The organism is Streptomyces sp. NPDC058678 (assembly GCF_042714835.1).
Taxonomy (GTDB): domain Bacteria; phylum Actinomycetota; class Actinomycetes; order Streptomycetales; family Streptomycetaceae; genus Streptomyces.
Window position 1 is genome coordinate 1 of sequence record NZ_JBHXSG010000024.1, and the last position, 16,062, is coordinate 16,062.

The following is a 16,062-nucleotide window of genomic DNA, read 5'->3' on the forward strand; positions in this document are numbered from 1 at the left end:
TTTTGGCACGCTGTTGAGTTCTCAAGGAACGGACGCTTCCTTTGTACTCACCCTCTCGGGCTTTCCTCCGGGCTTCCCTTCGGTCTTGCGTTTCCAACTCTAGCAGTGTTTTTCCGGCCCCCTGACCACCGTCCTGCGGGCATGCAGAAGGTGACCCCGAGATAGGATCTGCCAAGTTGGATGCTGCCGGGCAAGGACGCCAGGTGTGCGTCGCTCAGCCCCAAGCAGGAGTACGACTGTACACGGAGTCGCGGAGCGGGTGCAAATCGCTTGGAGGTGTGGTCTAGACCTCTAACTGGGAGCTCTCGTGCGGAACCGGTACTTCGTATGACATACCCTGCTGATCAGTACGCCGTCCGGGACAGGCAGTGACGGTGTCCATATAGATCTCCACCCCTGGGAGGCTTCCCATGACCACCGTGACGTCCCCTATTGCCGGACGCGCCATCGGACTGGCGTCGGTGCCTGATCCGGTCTTCTCCGGGGCCATGGTCGGCCCCGGTATGGCCATCGACCCCGTGCGTGAGCCCTCCGAGGCTGTCGCGCCCGTGGACGGAGTCATCGTCTCGCTGCATCCGCATGCCTTCGTCGTCGTCGACGAGACAGGACACGGTGTACTCACCCACCTCGGCATCGACACAGTGCAGCTCAACGGCCAGGGTTTCGAGCTGCTCGTGAACAAGGGCGACACCGTCACGCGCGGTCAGAGCATCGTGCGCTGGAATCCGGCGGCGGTCGAAGCCGCGGGCAAGTCTCCGGTCTGTCCGATCGTGGCGCTCGAGGCCACGGCCGAGGCGCTCGCCGAGCTCCGTGAGGACGGCGACGTGAAGTCCGGCGACAGTCTCTTCGTCTGGAAGTGACGCCGGTGCCGTCGGACGACGGCAAGTAGGGACAACCACCACGGCGGCGGGACCCGCCGCATTATCGGGACGGGTGAGATGGAGACAACGCTGCGAGGCGTCGGCGTGAGCCATGGTGTGGCGATCGGCGAGGTTCGGCACATGGGAACGGCGGTGCTGGAACCGCCTGCCAAGCAGATCCAGGCGGAGGACGCGGAGCGTGAACAGGGGCGCGCCCGCAAAGCCGTCGAGGCTGTGGCGGCCGACCTGATGGCACGCGGCAACCTCGCCGGAGGTGAAGCCCAGGCGGTGCTCGAGGCGCAGGCCATGATGGCTCAGGACCCCGAGCTGATGGCGGACGTGGAGCGGCGTATCGCGGTGGGGAGCACGGCCGAGCGTGCGGTGTACGACGCTTTCGCCGCGTACCGCGCACTGCTCGCCGCAGCTGGTGAGTACCTGGCCGGTCGTGTGGCCGACCTCGATGACGTGCGGAATCGTATCGTCGCACGCTTGCTCGGGGTGCCGATGCCGGGTGTCCCGGACAGCGACGAGCCGTACGTCCTTATTGCTCGGGATCTTGCGCCGGCCGACACCGCGCTTCTGGACCCGACGCTGGTCCTCGGTTTCGTCACCGAGGAGGGTGGGCCTACCAGCCACAGTGCGATTCTGGCCCGTGCGCTCGGGGTTCCGGCCGTGGTGGCGCTGCCCGGAGCGGGTGAGTTGGCCGAGGGCACGATGATCGCGGTGGATGGGAGCACCGGCGAGATCTTCGTGAACCCCGGAGAAGAACGGAAGACGCGGATGGCGGCCGAGGCCGCCGAGCGCAAGGCCGCGCTTGCCGCCTCGACGGGTCCGGGCGTCACCTCCGACGGTCACAAGGTGCCGCTGCTGGCCAACGTCGGCGGTCCGGCCGACGTGCCGGCCGCCGTCGAGGCCGGGGCCGAGGGTGTCGGGCTTTTCCGTACCGAGTTCCTGTTCCTCGACGACAGCAAGAACGCTCCGTCGGAGGAGAAGCAGGTCGACGCCTATCGTCAGGTGCTCGAGGCGTTCCCTGAGGGACGTGTCGTGGTGCGTGTGCTGGACGCGGGAGCGGACAAGCCGCTGGACTTCCTCACGCCGGCCGATGAGCCGAACCCGGCGTTGGGCGTGCGTGGTCTGCGGACGCTGCTCGACCATCCCGATGTGCTCCGCACGCAGCTGACCGCGCTCGCCAAGGCTGCCGAGGGGCTGCCGGTCTACCTCGAGGTCATGGCTCCGATGGTGGCGGACCGTGCCGACGCGAGGGCCTTCGCTGACGCGTGCCGCGAAGCCGGCCTGCGGGCGAAATTCGGCGCGATGGTGGAGATTCCGTCGGCCGCGCTGCGAGCGCGCTCGATTCTGCAGGAGGTCGAGTTCCTGTCTCTGGGGACCAACGACCTCGCGCAGTACACCTTCGCCGCGGACCGACAGGTGGGTGCGGTGTCCCGACTGCAGGATCCCTGGCAGCCCGCGCTGCTCGACCTGGTCGCGCTGTCCGCCGAGGCGGCGAAGGCCGAGGGCAAGAGCTGTGGTGTCTGCGGCGAGGCCGCGTCCGACCCGCTGCTTGCCTGTGTGCTGACCGGTCTGGGCGTCACCTCTCTGTCCATGGGAGCGGCGTCGATCCCTTACGTCCGGGCGACGCTGGCGAAGTACACGCTTGCGCAGTGTGAGCGGGCCGCGGCTGCGGCACGGGCTTCGGACAGTGCTGAAGAAGCGCGCAACGCGGCGCAGGCCGTGTTGTCCGGCGAGTAGCAGCCAGGCCGGCCGGCGGCTGTCGTGAGGGGCGCTCCACCTGCGGGTGGGGCGCCCCTCACGCGTTCAGTGGTGGTGTCCCGGCGCTTGCCCCATGTCACCGAGCTCGGGCGGCTCGCAGTAGTCGACGTCCGATTCCGGGGAGATGAGTTCTCCGGAGTCGATGTCGGTGCAGTAGGCGTCGAAGACCTCGCCGGCAGTGAGGGGTTCGAGGCCTTCTCCGCGCATGCGCCAGCCGTAGATGCGGTCCGGGACGCCGGGGGTGCTGGTGCGCATGACGAGGCCGCCGGGGCCCTGGGTGGCGAGGCCGAGGGCCAGGACGGTGGTGAATTCGAGAGCTTCGGCCTCGTCGAGGTGCGTGGTGCCGTCGTGCTCCTCCTCTGTGCGCAGCACGGACAGGAGTGATTCCGGGGTGCCCGTGACGCTGCAGACGAGGTGTCGGTCTCCGCTTCGGGCGGTTTCGAGGATGCGGACGAGGAGGTGGGAGGCGCGGACGAAGGCCGCACGGCCGATGTCCTCGCCGCAGGCGGCACAGACGCCGAGGCGCGCCAGCAGGGTGCTCGCGTATTCCCAGGTGGCCTGCCGGACGGCTTCGTCGACGAGGGCCGGCACGAGGTCGGCCAGGGGCTGGCCGTCGTAGGGGATGGTCGGCCCTGTGGTCGCGAGCTCCGCTGTGAAGCGTGTGCGGCTGGAGTGGATGTCCGGGTCGAGGCCGGCGTCCGTGCAGAACTCGGCGTACTCCTGTGGGTCGAAGAGAGCGACCGTGGTGTGGCTGCCTTGGGCGGCGCGGGTTTTGAGGAGGTCTTCGACTTGTCGCAGATAGGTCCTGTGGTCGTCGAAGGTGAAGCTGCGGTAGCGCCGCATGGCGCGGAAGTCGTGCTCGTCGGTCAGCAGGCCGATGGTGCCGGCGATTTCGCGACGCAGGACGCGTCGCATGGTCTGGTGCTCGGTGTGCGTCATGGTTCCCCCTGGGTGCAGTCGATCAATGCTCACTCACAGTAATCGGCTGCACTGACAACGGTGTCCGGGCGAGGGGCACGGACGGCCTCGGGCTTCGCAGGCGTACCGGGCGGGTCCGAGGCCGACGACGGGGGGTGACGCGCTCTCGGGGTTCGGGTCAGGCGTGCTTGTGGGCCAGGTCCTCGTAGAAGCGGAGCAGGTCGAGGTTGTCGATGGAGCCGGGGTTGACGGCTTTCTCCAAGGGGGTTCCCTGGAGAAGGCGCTTCACGGGGACCTCGATGCGTTTGCCGGTGAGGGTGTGCGGGATGCCGGGCACCTCGATGACCTCGTCGGGGACGTGGCGGGGGGAGAGCTGTTCCCGGATGGTGTGCCTGATGCGGTTGAGGAGGGGCTCGTCGAGGACGGCTCCCGGGGCCAGGTGCACGAAGAGAGGCATCCAGTAGCCGCCATCGGGCTGTTCGATGCCGATGACGAGCGATTCCTTGATCTCGGGGAGGCGTTCGACGGCTTCGTAGATGTCGGCCGAACCCATGCGTACGCCCTGGCGGTTGAGCGTCGAGTCGGAGCGACCGTGGATGACGACCGAGCCGCGCGAGGTGACGGTGATCCAGTCGCCGTGGCGCCACACTCCGGGATAGGTGTCGAAGTAGCTGTCGTGGTAGCGGCTGCCGTCCGGGTCGTTCCAGAAGTGGATCGGCATGGACGGCATGGGGTTGGTGACGACTAGCTCGCCGACCTCGTCGACCAGGGGCTTTCCGCTCGGATCCCAGGACTGCAGATCGGTGCCCAGGCCGGGTGCCTGGAGCTCGCCGATGTACACGGGGAGGGTCGGTACGGCTCCGGCGAAGCAGGAACAGACGTCCGTGCCGCCGCTGACGGACGCGATCCACAGGTCGTCGCGGACCTCGTCGTGCAGCCAGCGGAAGCCGTCGGGCGGCAGGGGCGAGCCGGTGGTGGCGACGCATCGCACCCTGGAGAGGTCGTGGTCGCGGCCGGGGTGCACGCCGGCCTTGCGGCAGGCCATGACGTACGCGGCCGAGGTGCCGTAGAGGGTGGCCTGGGTGCGTTCGGCGATCTGCCACTGGGCGCCGGTGTCCGGGTAGCCGGGGCTGCCGTCGTAGAGGACGATCGTGGTGCCCGTGAGGAGGCCGGAGACGAGGAAGTTCCACATCATCCAGCCGGTGGACGTGTACCAGAAGAAGCGGTCGTCGGGGCCCAGGTCGCAGTGCAGGCCGAGCTGCTTGAGGTGCTCCACGAGGATGCCGCCCTGAGACTGGACGATGGCCTTGGGCAAGCCGGTCGTGCCCGAGGAGTAGAGCACCCACAGGGGGTGGTTGAACGGCACCTGTTCGAAGACGGGCTCCGTGTCGGCGGCCGTCAGGGCCGACCACTCCAGGGCGCCTTCGGGAGGCTCGGTGCCGAGGAGGGGGATGTGGACGACGGCACGCAGGGTGGGTAGTTCGTGGCGCAGTTCGGCGACCGTGTCACGGCGGTCGTGCTCCTTGCCGCCGTAGCGGTAGCCGTCCACGGTGAACAGGACCACCGGCTCCACCTGCTGGAAGCGGTCCAGGACGCTGCGGGCGCCGAAGTCGGGGGCGCAGGACGTCCATACCCCGCCCACGGCGGCGGTGGCCAGGAGGGCGACGACGGCCTGCGGGATGTTGGGGAGGTAGCCGCTGACGCGGTCGCCGGGGCGAACGCCGAGAGTGCGCAGCTCGGCGGCAAGGGCGCCGACCTGGCGGCGCAGTTCGGACCAGGTCACGGGGCGCGGGTCGTGGGTTTCGTCGACGTGGAGGAGGGCCGGTTCGTCCGCGCGGGTCTCGGCGGCCCGCAGTGCGTGCTCGGCGTAGTTCAGGGTCGCTCCGGGGAACCACTGGGCGCCGGGCATCGAGCGGGCGCCGAGCACGCGTGCGTAGGGGGTCGAGAACCGTACGTCGAACCACTCCGTGACGGCTTTCCAGAACGTGTCCAGCTCGGCGACGGACCAGCGGTGCAGTGCGGCGTAGCCGCCCTCGGAAGGGGCACCGTGGCGTTCTGTCGCCCAGGCCTGGAACCTGGTGATTTGTGCCTGGGTGATGCGTTCCGGATCGGGCTGCCAGAGCGGCTGGGGGTTCACGGTCGACATGGGCGGCTCCCGGACTGTGCGCGTCGTGTGCGTCTTCCGCGCACGGGCTGGATGTGCGCGTGACGCGGCTGACACGGACGATGCCATGTGATCAATTCCTACACCAGGGTGTGCCCCCCATAGTCCGTGTCGTGAAGATGTGGTCCCGGCACGGGTGAACGGCAGTTGAACGAGACGCATATGTGTGCCGGTCAATGGCAGGCTGAGCAGCATGGACGGTCGTGACCTGGTGCGTTCGGTGAAGGCAGTCGGTTCGGCGGGGGCGGCCCAGGGGTTGCGTTCCGTACGAGCCGCGTGGCGCAGGAGGCGTGCCGATGCCTCCGGGCTGCCGCCGCGGGGGGCCGAGCGGGCTCGGGTGCCCGGGCCGGTGCGGGACGTGGAGCCGGGTCCCGGGGGTGGTGTCGTCCGGTTCAGCCGCTCCGAGCTGCGGATCACCGTCGCGGTGAACGGGGCCGTGTTCTGGGGCTGGGACGGGGCGGGCCCCGAGCCGTCCTACGCGCTCGCGAACGGCTGTCCGGAGCCGGACCCGCGGGCGTTGCTGGAACCGGACAAGGACGGCGGCTGGCGGGTCGTGGCCGAGCGGGTGACGGTCGTCGTCTCGCGGCACGGCGCGATAGAGGTGCTTACGCCCGGAGGAGTGACGCTGCGCCGGGATCTGCCGCCCCGGTGGTGGGACCCGGTCGGCGGCGGGTCTGCGCGGTGGATGCAGCGCTCGGAGGTGGCCGCGGACGCACGGTTCTTCGGACTCGGCGGGCGCGCTTCGGGGCCCCGGCTGCGGGACGGGGCGTACCGGCTGTGGAACACGGATCCGGGCCGGCCCTTCGGCCCCGGCGACGACCCGCTGTACGTGACGATGCCGGTGCAGCTGGTGGTGGCCGACGCGGCCACGCATCTGGTGTTCCACGACACCTCGTGGGACGGCACGGTCACGCTGCGGGAGGGTGAGGAGGGCGCCGGGTCCGGTCACGACCGGGCCGGTATCTCTGAGCTGCGGATGGACGGGGGGCCGCTGCGCTCCTGGGTGATGGTGGGTACCCCCGCGCGCGTGCTGCTCGCCTGGGCCTCGCTCACCGGGGCGCCGGCGCTGCCGCCGGCCTGGGCGCTCGGTCATCACCATGCGCGGTGGGGCTTCGGCGATGAGCAGGAGGTCCGGCGGATCGTTGCGGGCTATCAGGAGCGCGGTCTGCCCCTCGACGCGGTCCATCTGGACATCGACCACTACGAGGCGCACCAGGTGTTCACCGTCGATCAGGATCGATTCCCCAAGTTGCCGGTGCTGGCGGAGGAGTTGCGGCGGGACGGGATCCGGCTGGTGTCGGTCGTCGATCCCGCCGTCAAGGCCGAGCCGGGCAACACCGTGTTCGACAGTGGGACGGCCGAGGACGCGTTCGTGCGGGACGCGAGCGGACGGCTCGTGCGGAGTGTCGTGTGGCCTGGAGAGGCCGCCCATCCGGACTTCACGCACGCACGCGTGCGGCAGTGGTGGGGGCGCCTCTATGAGGAGCGGCTCGCGCAGGGTTTCTCGGGGTTCTGGCACGACATGAACGAACCCACGTCGTTCACGGCCTTCGGCGAGTCGACGCTGCCGCGGTCGGCCAGGCACTCCCTGGAGGGGCGGGGCGGGGACCATCGCGAGGCGCACAACGTGTACGCGCTGTGCATGGCCCGGGCGGGTTACGAGGGGCTGCGCGAACTGGCCCCCGAGGAGCGCCCTTTCGTCTTCTCGCGCTCCGGCTGGGCGGGGATGCAGCGCTACGGCGGGACGTGGTCCGGCGACGTGGCCACGGGCTGGCCCGGGCTGCGGGCGTCACTGTCGCTGGTCATGGGGCTGGGGCTGTGCGGGGTGCCGTATTCGGGGCCGGACGTGGGCGGCTTCGACGGGAGGCCGTCGCCCGAGCTGTATCTGCGGTGGTTCCAGCTGGGCGCGTATCTCCCGCTCTTCCGCACCCATGCGAGCATGCGGGCCGGGCGTCGGGAGCCGTGGGAGTTCGGTGCGGAGGTGCTGGAGCACGCGCGCGTGGCGCTCGTCGAACGCCGTCGGCTGCTGCCGTATTTCGTGACGCTCGCCCATCTGGCCCGCCGTACAGGGGCACCCTATGTGCGCCCCTTGTGGTGGTCGGCGCCCGAGGACCGGGCGCTGCGGGACTGTGAGGACGCGTTCGTGCTGGGCGACTGCCTGCTGGTGGCGCCGGTGCTCGATCCGGGCGCTGACCGGCGTGCTGTCCAGTTGCCGCGGGGGCGCTGGTACGACACGGCTACGGGCCGGGCCTACGAAGGGCCGGCGCAGGTCCTCGTGGATGCTCCGCTGTCACGGATACCGGTGCTCGCGCGGGCGGGCGCTGTCATCCCGGTGCGCGGCGACGACGGCGGGCTGGAACTGGAGGTGTGGGCGCCCGCCCGGGGACGTACCGGGGGCGGGCTGGTGGTGCCGGACGGGGGTGACGGCTGGGACGAGCCGGAGATCGAGCGGTATGTCAGTCGCTGGGAGGGCTCGCGGGTGGTCGTCGAGCGGGAGGGTGAGGACGGCCTGAGCGAGCCGCCTCACCCGGTGCGCGTACGAGGGCTGGAGACGGGCTGAGGTCAGAGGTACCGGCCCTCGAACCATGCCCGCACGGCCAGCGTGTGCAGGGGGAAGGCGAGTTCCTCCGGTCGCCGCAGGAGGTGCCAGCCCTCGGTCTCGTCGGTGGCTTCGGAGGGCGGGAGGCCGTCGGCCGGGCGGTCCGGCAGGGCCCCGAACAGCAGGAGGTGCCCGTCGGGCGAGCTCAGGGCGTCGACGAGTCGTACGTCGCGGCTCGCCGCGTCGAGGCCGGTCTCCTCCTTGAGTTCACGGACGAGGGCCTGCCGCCAGTCCTCGCGGTCGTCGATGTAACCGCCGGGCAGGGCGATGCCTCCGCGCGCGGGGGCGACGGTTCGGGTGATGACCACCAGAGCGGAGCCCTGTGTGTCGTACACGGGCTGGAGGGCCACCGCGACGGGGAGCGGGTTGCGGTAGGCGACGGTCGTGCAGACCGGACAGGTGCGGGGCCAGCCGGAGACGCCCGCTCCGTAGGGAGCTCCACAGGCAGAACAGTGGGAGCCGGGCGCGGAGTTGGGGATGGAGTGCTGAGTTTCGGACACGCGGCGGACTGTATCCGATCATCGGAACGGCGTCTTCCGGAGGTGGCTTCATTGCTGTCGGTCAGGACTCAATGGCTGTTGGTCAGCGACTTCGCGGACACCGGGAAGTCGAAGTAGGTGTCCGGGAAGGGCTCGGGCTTGTAGGTGTAGTGCCACCACTCCTCGGCGAGGTTCACGAAGCCGAGGCTCTCCAGGGTGCTCTTGAGGAGCAGCCGGTTGGTCCGCTGTTCGCCCTGGATGCGCGGATCGAGGGTGTGCGAGAGGGGGTCGAAGCAGTCGAAGCCGGTGCCCATGTCGACCGAGTTGTCCGGGAAACGCTCGTCCTTGGGGGCGTGACAGGGCACCAGGGGCTCTCCCGGGACGTACGGCCTGGTGGGCTTCACGGGGAGCTTCACCATCGTGAGGTCCATGGTCGAGCCGCGGCTGTGACCGGACTTCTCGGCGATGTAACCGTCCTCGAACAGACGGGTCTTGTCGACATCCGGGTAGAACTCGCTCTTCATGGCCTGGTCGTCGAGGTCCTTCGCCCAGCGCACGAAGTGGTCCACGGCGCGCTGCGGCCGGTAGCAGTCGTACACCTTGAGGGTGTAGCCCTGGCGCAGGAGGTTCACCTGTGCCTGGTGGAGCGCCTCTGCGGCGGGGCGGGTGAGGATGCAGAGCGGTTGGCGGTAGCCGTCGATGCGTTCGCCGACGAAGTTGTGCGGGGTGAAGTAGCGCATCTCCTGGAGGATCGTCGGGTCCACGGCTCTCAGGGCCACGAAGTCCCTGGGCGCCTTGGGGTCGGTGCTCGCCCGGGCGGTGGCGGAGGCGGTGGCCACGGCCAGCAGGGCGGCGCACAGGGTGATCAGCCCGCGCACCGTGCTCGTGAGTCGTGTCATGTCTCCTGCGTCTATCAGGAGTGTGTTCCGCAGGGGAAGCGATCGGATGCGGTCCGCCTCGAATAGAGCATCGTCGACAACGGCTCTGCCCATGCGGCGACGACCGTGGCACACTTCTGACGTTCCGTCAGATCTGGTGTCGGGTGTCCGGGAGGGACCTTGTCGCGTACACATATGCCTGTGGTGGAGGGGTGGTTCGCCGGTGACGGGGACGACTTCAGGCTGCTCGGCACGCGTTGCGGCGCCTGCTCCTCGGTGTTCTTCCCTCGCGAGGAGAACCACTGCCGCAATCCCGGGTGCCCCGGCGGCGACCTGGAGGCGGTTCCGCTCTCCCGGCGCGGACGCATCTGGTCGTACACGGACAGCCGGTACCGGCCTCCGTCACCCTATGTGACCGATCCGGAACTTCCGTGGGAGCCGTGCACGTTGATCGCTGTGGAGCTGGAGGCAGAGCGGATGGTGGTGCTGGGACAGGCGGCTCCCGGCGTCACCGTCGCCGAGCTGACGGTGGGCATGGAGGTGGAGGCCGTTCCCGGGGTGCTCCATGAGGACGCGCAGACCGTGTGGACGACCTGGCAGTGGCGGCCGACGGGGGTGACGGAGTGACAGGTGAGGTGGCGGTGCTCGGCGCGGGTATGCACCCGTGGGGCAAGTGGGGGCGTGGCTTCGTCGAGTACGGAGTGGTGGCGGCCCGCGCGGCGCTTGCCGACGCCGGGCTGGAGTGGCGGGAGGTCGGCTCGATCGTCGGCGCGGACACCGTGCGCGGGGGCTACCCGGGGTACGTGGCGGGGGCGACGTTCGCGAAGGCGCTGGGCTGGCAGGGAGCGCGGGTCACGAGTGTGTACGCGGCGTGCGTGTCAGGGGCGCAGGCCGTCGACACCGCGCGCGGGCAGATACTTTCCGGTCTCGCGGACGTGGTGCTCGTGGTCGGCGCCGATGCCGCACCGAAGGGGTTCTTCCGGCCCGCGGGCGGAGACCGGCCCGATGATCCGGACTGGCTGCGCTTCCGGGTCCTCGGGGCCACCAACCCCACGTACTTCGGGCTGTACGCGCGTCGGCGGATGGCCGTGCACGGCGACACCACGCAGGACTTCGCGCAGGTCAAGGTGAAGAACGCCGCCATGGGCGCGCTGAATCCCTATGCCCGCTATCGCAAACGGGTCACCGCCGAGGAGGTCGCCGCCTCCGCCGTGGTCGCCGATCCCCTGCGGCTGCTCGACATCTGCGCGACCTCCGACGGCGGGGCAGCCGTGGTGCTGTCGAGCATGGAGTTCGCGCGTCGGCACGGGGTGGCTGATCCGGTGCGGATCCGGGCCGTGTCCACGGTGACGCCGCGTTACCCCAACACCGTGCTGGACCTGCCGGACATCGCGACGGACTCCGCTGTCGCCGCTCAACCCGCCGCCGAGACCTTCCGGGCCTTCATCGCGCGGGCGGCCTACGAGGAGGCCGGCGTCGGGCCCGAGGACGTCTCCCTCGCCGAGGTGTACGACCTGTCCACCGCGCTGGAGTTGCAATGGTACGAGGACCTGGGGCTGTGTGGGGAGGGCGAGGGGGCGAAGCTGTTGCGGGACGGCACGACGGCCCTGGGCGGGCGCATACCGGTCAACGCGAGTGGTGGGCTCGGCTCCTTCGGAGAGGCCGTGCCGGCGCAGGCGATCGCCCAGGTCTGCGAGGTGACCTGGCAGTTGAGGGGGGTGGCGGGTGACCGGCAGGTCGCCGGCGCGCGCGTGGGGATCACGGCGAACCAGGGGCTGTTCGGGCACGGTTCGGCGGTGATCGCTGTGAGGTGAGGGACGGGCCGTCGGAGTCCGGGCGGCCCCGCAGCGAGCCACGGGGGCGCAAGGGCTTTCCCGTACGCTGTGTGACCAACCGGGAATGCCGCGTGAACGTCTCATGAACTGCGCCTGGGCACGCGTCGGCGGCGCCATCATGCTCCCGTGCACTCCTGGACGGACACTCTCCGCTTCGCCTTCCAACCAGTGGTCAATCTGACGACCGGCGGGGTCGCGGGGCTGGAGATACTCGCCCGCCCGGAGACCGGGGACATCCTGGCCGAGGCCCGTCGCGACCCCGAACTCGACGGTCGGCTCGCGGTGTCGGCGGTCCGCTCGGCGGTTCGCAGGGAGACGCTGCTGCCGCTGCACGTCAACGTGTTCGCCGGCACGCTCGCCGACCTCGGCGGACTCACGCCACTGCACGACGCCGTGCGCCAGGCGGGGCGGCTGCCGTGGGAGGTGACGATCGATGTCGGCCCGCCGTACACCCACGTACCGCAGCAAGCGCTGCTGGAGGCGGTGGCCGGGCTGCGGCAGCAGGGGTTCCGGATCAGCGCGGACGGTGTCGGCGACGGGGACGTACCTCTCCGGCTGCTCACCGACCTCGGGCCCGACCTGGTGAAACTCGACGCGTCGCTGCTGGCGCGGCCGGCGGCGGTGCGGGCGATGCGGACCCTGTGCGACCAGTTGGGTGCGTTGCTGTGTGTCGAGGGGGTGGAGACCGAACTGCAGTGCGCCGGGGCGCTGTCGGCCGGGGCGCAGCTCGCGCAGGGGGAGTTGTTCGCGCCACCGTCCAGGCTGCCGGCCGCGGACGTCTACGTTCCGCCCCGCTCCCCCGATGCCGTCGCGGCGTCGAGTTCGGGGCCGACGGTGCGTGAGTTCGTGCGGCCCGCCGCGCTGCTGCCCGTCACCGCGTCCGCGAGCCGGGTGCGGGCGCTGCTGACGGGCTCCCCGGACGTGTCCGGGGTGCTGCTCGTGGACCAGGACGGGGTACCGGTGCGGTCGGTGCACCGGTCCCGCTTCCTGCTGTCCATGTCGGGGCGCTACGGCCATGCCCTGTACGCCGACCGGCCCGCCGCCAAGCTCGGCGACCCGCCCAGGACGGTGGGCGTCGACGCCACCGCGTGGGAGGTCCTGGACGTGCTGGCGGTCGGCGACCGGGACCGTACGTCGGACGACGTGGCGGTCGTGGACCGGTACGGCCGGTGCGTGGGCGTCGTACGGCTCGCGGACCTGGTCCGGGCGCTGGCCGAGAGCCGGGTCGAGGAGGCGGCCGCGCTCAATCCGCTGACCCGGCTGCCCGGTTCGGACGCGATCACCGGCGAGGTGGACCGGCGGATCGCGGACGGGCGGACGTTCGCGCTGAGTTGGCTGGACGTGGACCACTTCAAGCAGGTCAACGACGGAGCCGGGTTCGCGGCCGGTGACGAGCTGATCCGGTCCGTGGGGCGGGCGCTGCTCCACGCGGTGTCCGGCAGCGCGCGGGTCGGCCACATCGGCGGGGACGACTTCCTGGTGCTCGCGGATCCGGAAGGGCTGGAACCGCTGGCCGCCTGCGTGCTGGACGTTCCTTGGTCGGCGGGCGGACGTGCCGTCACGCTGTCCCTCGCCACCGTGGTCTGCGTGCCGGGCAGTGTGACCGATCACCGGGAAGCGGCTGCCTGTCTGGCACCGCTGAAGCAGGCCGCGAAGTCACTGGACGGGGCGAGTTGGGTCGTGGGGCACGCCGGGATGCCGGGGCACGAGATTCGTCGGGGGGCGGGGGTGACGGCTGTGCGTGCGGTGTAAGGGGTGGCGGCAGAGGCAGGCGGCGGCTTGGGTGAAGGCGGGGCGGGCAGGCGGTGACCGCATGCCCCTCAACCGTTGTCGTCGGCGACCTTGACGCTCTCTGGGCGCCGGTGAACACTTCCGGTGTCAGTCGACATCGCCGTACATTCTCGGCGTATTCCGGCACTGCGCCGCGCGGGCCTGTCTGAGCAAGGCCCGAATCCCCGTGGGCGATTCGGCTGCGACGGCACGCTCGTCGCGGACGCCGGGCGGGGCGCGGGACTCTCCCTGCCCTCGGCAGTTCGCCAAGGGAACCGCATCCTGCACGGAGGGCCGGGGCCGATCGTCTCGGACTCAGGGCCCAGGGCCTAGGAGCCGCCATGAGCAACGGAGACATTTTCGTCGGCGAGATCATCGGGACCGCGATCCTGATCCTGTTCGGCGCCGGCGTCTGCGCCGCCGTCACCCTGAGATATTCCAAGGCGAGGGCCTCGGGCTGGATCGTGATCGCGTTCGGCTGGGGATTCGGTGTGCTGGCGGGTGCGTACACCGCCGCTCCCCTCTCCGGCGGGCACCTCAACCCGGCCGTCACGCTCGGCATCGCCGTGGACACCGGCGAGTGGGGCAAGGTCTGGGTCTATGTGCTGGGCCAGATGGTCGGCGCCTTGCTGGGCGCCGTCCTGTGCTATCTCACGTACTTCGCCCAGTTCCAGGCCAACGTCCGGGAGACCGGGACCACCGAGGGGACGGCGGAGGAGCCGCTGCCGACGCTCGGCATCTTCTCCACCATCCCGGAGATCCGGAATCCGGTCGCCAACCTGGTCACGGAGATCATCGCGACGGTCGCGCTCGTCCTGCCGATCCTCGCGTTCGGGCTGACCACGGGGCTCGGTGAGTCCGGGACCCTCGTGCTGATCGTCTCGCTGCTGGTCGTCGGCATCGGTCTCTCCCTCGGCGGGCCCACCGGCTACGCCATCAACCCGGCGCGCGACCTCGGCCCGCGCCTCGTGCACACCTTCCTGCCGATCCCGAACAAGGGCACCTCCGACTGGGGTTACGCCTGGATCCCGGTCGTCGGCCCACTGATCGGCGGAGCGCTCGCGGGTCTCATCTACAACGCAGCCTTCTGAGCAGCCTGCGAACCGAGCAGCTTCCGAACCAAGCAGCTTCCGAACCGAGCAGCTTCTGGACGGAGCAACTTCCGAACCGAGCAGCTTCGGCGTTCATCAACCGCCGAATAGCTTCGAGCAGCACTCTGAATCCCAGCCCAAGGGGTAGCCATGACGGACAACGCCGCGAAGTACGTCGCCGCAATCGACCAGGGCACCACCTCCAGCCGCTGCATCGTCTTCGACCACGACGGCGCGATCGTCGCCGTCGACCAGCGTGAGCACCGCCAGATCTTCCCCAAGCCCGGGTGGGTGGAGCACGATGCCACCGAGATCTGGTCCAAGGTGCAGGCGGTGGTCGCCGGGGCGATCGCGAAGGCCGGTCTACGCGCCGACCAGCTCAGCGCGCTCGGGATCACCAACCAGCGCGAGACGACGGTGCTGTGGGACCGCGCGACCGGCAAGCCCGTGCACAACGCGATCGTGTGGCAGGACACGCGTACGGCCGCGCTGTGCAACCAACTGGGCGGCTCGGACGGGCAGGACCGATTCCGCGAGCAGACGGGTCTGCCGCTGGCCAGCTACTTCTCCGGGCCCAAGGCGGCCTGGCTGCTCGACAACGTGCCCGGCCTCAGGGCGCGTGCCGAGCGCGGCGAGATCGCCTTCGGCACGATCGACTCCTGGCTGATCTGGAACCTCACCGGCGGCACCGACGGCGGACAGCACGTCACCGACGTGACCAACGCCGGGCGGACCATGCTCATGAACCTGGAGACCCTCCAGTGGGACGCCTCCATCCTGTCCGCGATGAACGTGCCCGAGGCCGTCCTGCCCGAGATCAGGTCGTCCGCCGAGGTGTACGGCACGGCGGTCGGCCAACTCGCGGGCGTGCCGGTCGCCTCCGCGCTCGGCGACCAGCAGGCGGCCGTGTTCGGACAGGCCTGCTACGACGTGGGCACGGCGAAGAACACGTACGGCACGGGCAGCTTCCTGCTGCTCAACACCGGCAACCGGCCGGTGCCCTCGAAGAACGGTCTGCTGACGACGATGGGCTACAAGATCGGCAGTGAGGCGCCGGTGTACTGCCTTGAGGGGTCGATCGCCATAACGGGGGCGCTGGTTCAGTGGTTCCGGGACCAGCTCGGCATCATCCGCACCGCCGACGAGATCGAGCCGCTGGCGGCGAGCGTCGAGGACAACGGCGGCGCGTACATCGTGCCCGCGTTCTCCGGCCTGTACGCGCCGTACTGGCGGTCCGACGCGCGCGGTGTCGTCACCGGGCTCACCCGGTACGTCACCAAGGCACACCTCGCGCGCGCGGTGCTGGAGGCGACGAGCTGGCAGACGCGGGAGGTGGTGGACGCCATGTTCCAGGACTCCGGGGTACAGATCACCACCCTGAAGGTGGACGGCGGCATGACGAAGAACAACCTGCTCATGCAGCACCAGGCAGACGTGCTCGGCGTGCCGGTGATCCGGCCCAGGGTGTCCGAGACGACCTGTCTGGGCGCCGCGTACGCGGCCGGCCTCGCCACCGGCGTGTGGAACGACCTGGACGAACTCAAGACGCACTGGCGGAAGGACGTCGAGTGGACGCCCGCCATGGAGGCGTCGGTGCGCGACCGTGAATACCACAACTGGCGCAAGGCCGTTGAGAAGAGCTTCGGCTGGCTGGAGGACGGCGAGAACTAGCTCCACGCGCGCGTGGACGACAACGAG

The 16,062-nt window shown here is 70.1% G+C and carries 12 protein-coding genes; 8 read left to right on the top strand and 4 right to left on the bottom strand.

Going from position 1 to position 16,062, the window contains the following annotated elements:
- Positions 1-410: 410 nt before the first annotated feature.
- Both ACFWWR_RS22040 and ptsP read left to right on the top strand, forming a co-directional pair.
- Positions 411-860: a PTS glucose transporter subunit IIA gene (locus ACFWWR_RS22040; RefSeq protein WP_383865955.1), complete on the top strand. Its 450-nt coding sequence runs from the start codon at positions 411-413 to the stop codon at positions 858-860.
- 78 nt (positions 861-938) lie between these two features.
- The gene (ptsP, locus tag ACFWWR_RS22045; protein ID WP_384304897.1) at positions 939-2,609 is read left to right on the top strand and encodes a phosphoenolpyruvate--protein phosphotransferase; all 1,671 of its coding nucleotides are present in this window, start codon (positions 939-941) and stop codon (positions 2,607-2,609) included.
- 66 nt (positions 2,610-2,675) lie between these two features.
- Here the strand turns inward: ptsP and ACFWWR_RS22050 are convergent, their stop codons facing one another.
- Together ACFWWR_RS22050 and ACFWWR_RS22055 are read right to left on the bottom strand one after the other, a co-directional pair.
- Complete coding sequence (locus ACFWWR_RS22050) at positions 2,676-3,569, bottom strand: hypothetical protein (RefSeq protein ID WP_383865951.1); 894 nt, start codon at positions 3,567-3,569, stop codon at positions 2,676-2,678.
- A gap of 157 nt (positions 3,570-3,726) precedes the next feature.
- The gene (locus tag ACFWWR_RS22055; protein ID WP_383865949.1) at positions 3,727-5,694 is read right to left on the bottom strand and encodes an acetoacetate--CoA ligase; all 1,968 of its coding nucleotides are present in this window, start codon (positions 5,692-5,694) and stop codon (positions 3,727-3,729) included.
- A gap of 211 nt (positions 5,695-5,905) precedes the next feature.
- Between ACFWWR_RS22055 and ACFWWR_RS22060 the strand changes: the two genes are divergently transcribed.
- On the top strand, positions 5,906-8,272 hold the full coding sequence (locus tag ACFWWR_RS22060) for a TIM-barrel domain-containing protein (RefSeq protein WP_384304900.1): 2,367 nt from the start codon (positions 5,906-5,908) through the stop codon (positions 8,270-8,272).
- 2 nt (positions 8,273-8,274) lie between these two features.
- Here the strand turns inward: ACFWWR_RS22060 and ACFWWR_RS22065 are convergent, their stop codons facing one another.
- Positions 8,275-8,811: an NUDIX domain-containing protein gene (locus ACFWWR_RS22065; RefSeq protein ID WP_383865945.1), complete on the bottom strand. Its 537-nt coding sequence runs from the start codon at positions 8,809-8,811 to the stop codon at positions 8,275-8,277.
- A 68-nt stretch (positions 8,812-8,879) separates the two neighbouring features.
- On the bottom strand, positions 8,880-9,689 hold the full coding sequence (locus ACFWWR_RS22070; RefSeq protein WP_383865943.1) for a M15 family metallopeptidase: 810 nt from the start codon (positions 9,687-9,689) through the stop codon (positions 8,880-8,882).
- Positions 9,690-9,869: 180 nt separating this feature from the next.
- Between ACFWWR_RS22070 and ACFWWR_RS22075 the strand changes: the two genes are divergently transcribed.
- From ACFWWR_RS22075 to glpK, 5 genes are all read left to right on the top strand, one after another.
- On the top strand, positions 9,870-10,295 hold the full coding sequence (locus tag ACFWWR_RS22075; protein ID WP_383865963.1) for a Zn-ribbon domain-containing OB-fold protein: 426 nt from the start codon (positions 9,870-9,872) through the stop codon (positions 10,293-10,295).
- Entirely contained in the window at positions 10,292-11,482 is a 1,191-nt protein-coding gene (locus ACFWWR_RS22080; protein WP_384304972.1) for a lipid-transfer protein, read from the top strand. The genes ACFWWR_RS22075 and ACFWWR_RS22080 overlap by 4 nt, the downstream gene beginning before the upstream one ends.
- Positions 11,483-11,629: 147 nt before the next feature.
- Positions 11,630-13,255, top strand: a complete 1,626-nt coding sequence (locus tag ACFWWR_RS22085; protein ID WP_383865941.1) for an EAL domain-containing protein — start codon at positions 11,630-11,632, stop codon at positions 13,253-13,255.
- A 359-nt stretch (positions 13,256-13,614) separates the two neighbouring features.
- Positions 13,615-14,364, top strand: a complete 750-nt coding sequence (locus ACFWWR_RS22090) for an MIP/aquaporin family protein (RefSeq protein ID WP_383865939.1) — start codon at positions 13,615-13,617, stop codon at positions 14,362-14,364.
- A gap of 150 nt (positions 14,365-14,514) precedes the next feature.
- The gene (gene glpK, locus ACFWWR_RS22095; protein WP_383865937.1) at positions 14,515-16,035 is read left to right on the top strand and encodes a glycerol kinase GlpK; all 1,521 of its coding nucleotides are present in this window, start codon (positions 14,515-14,517) and stop codon (positions 16,033-16,035) included.
- The last annotated feature ends 27 nt before the right edge of the window (positions 16,036-16,062 follow it).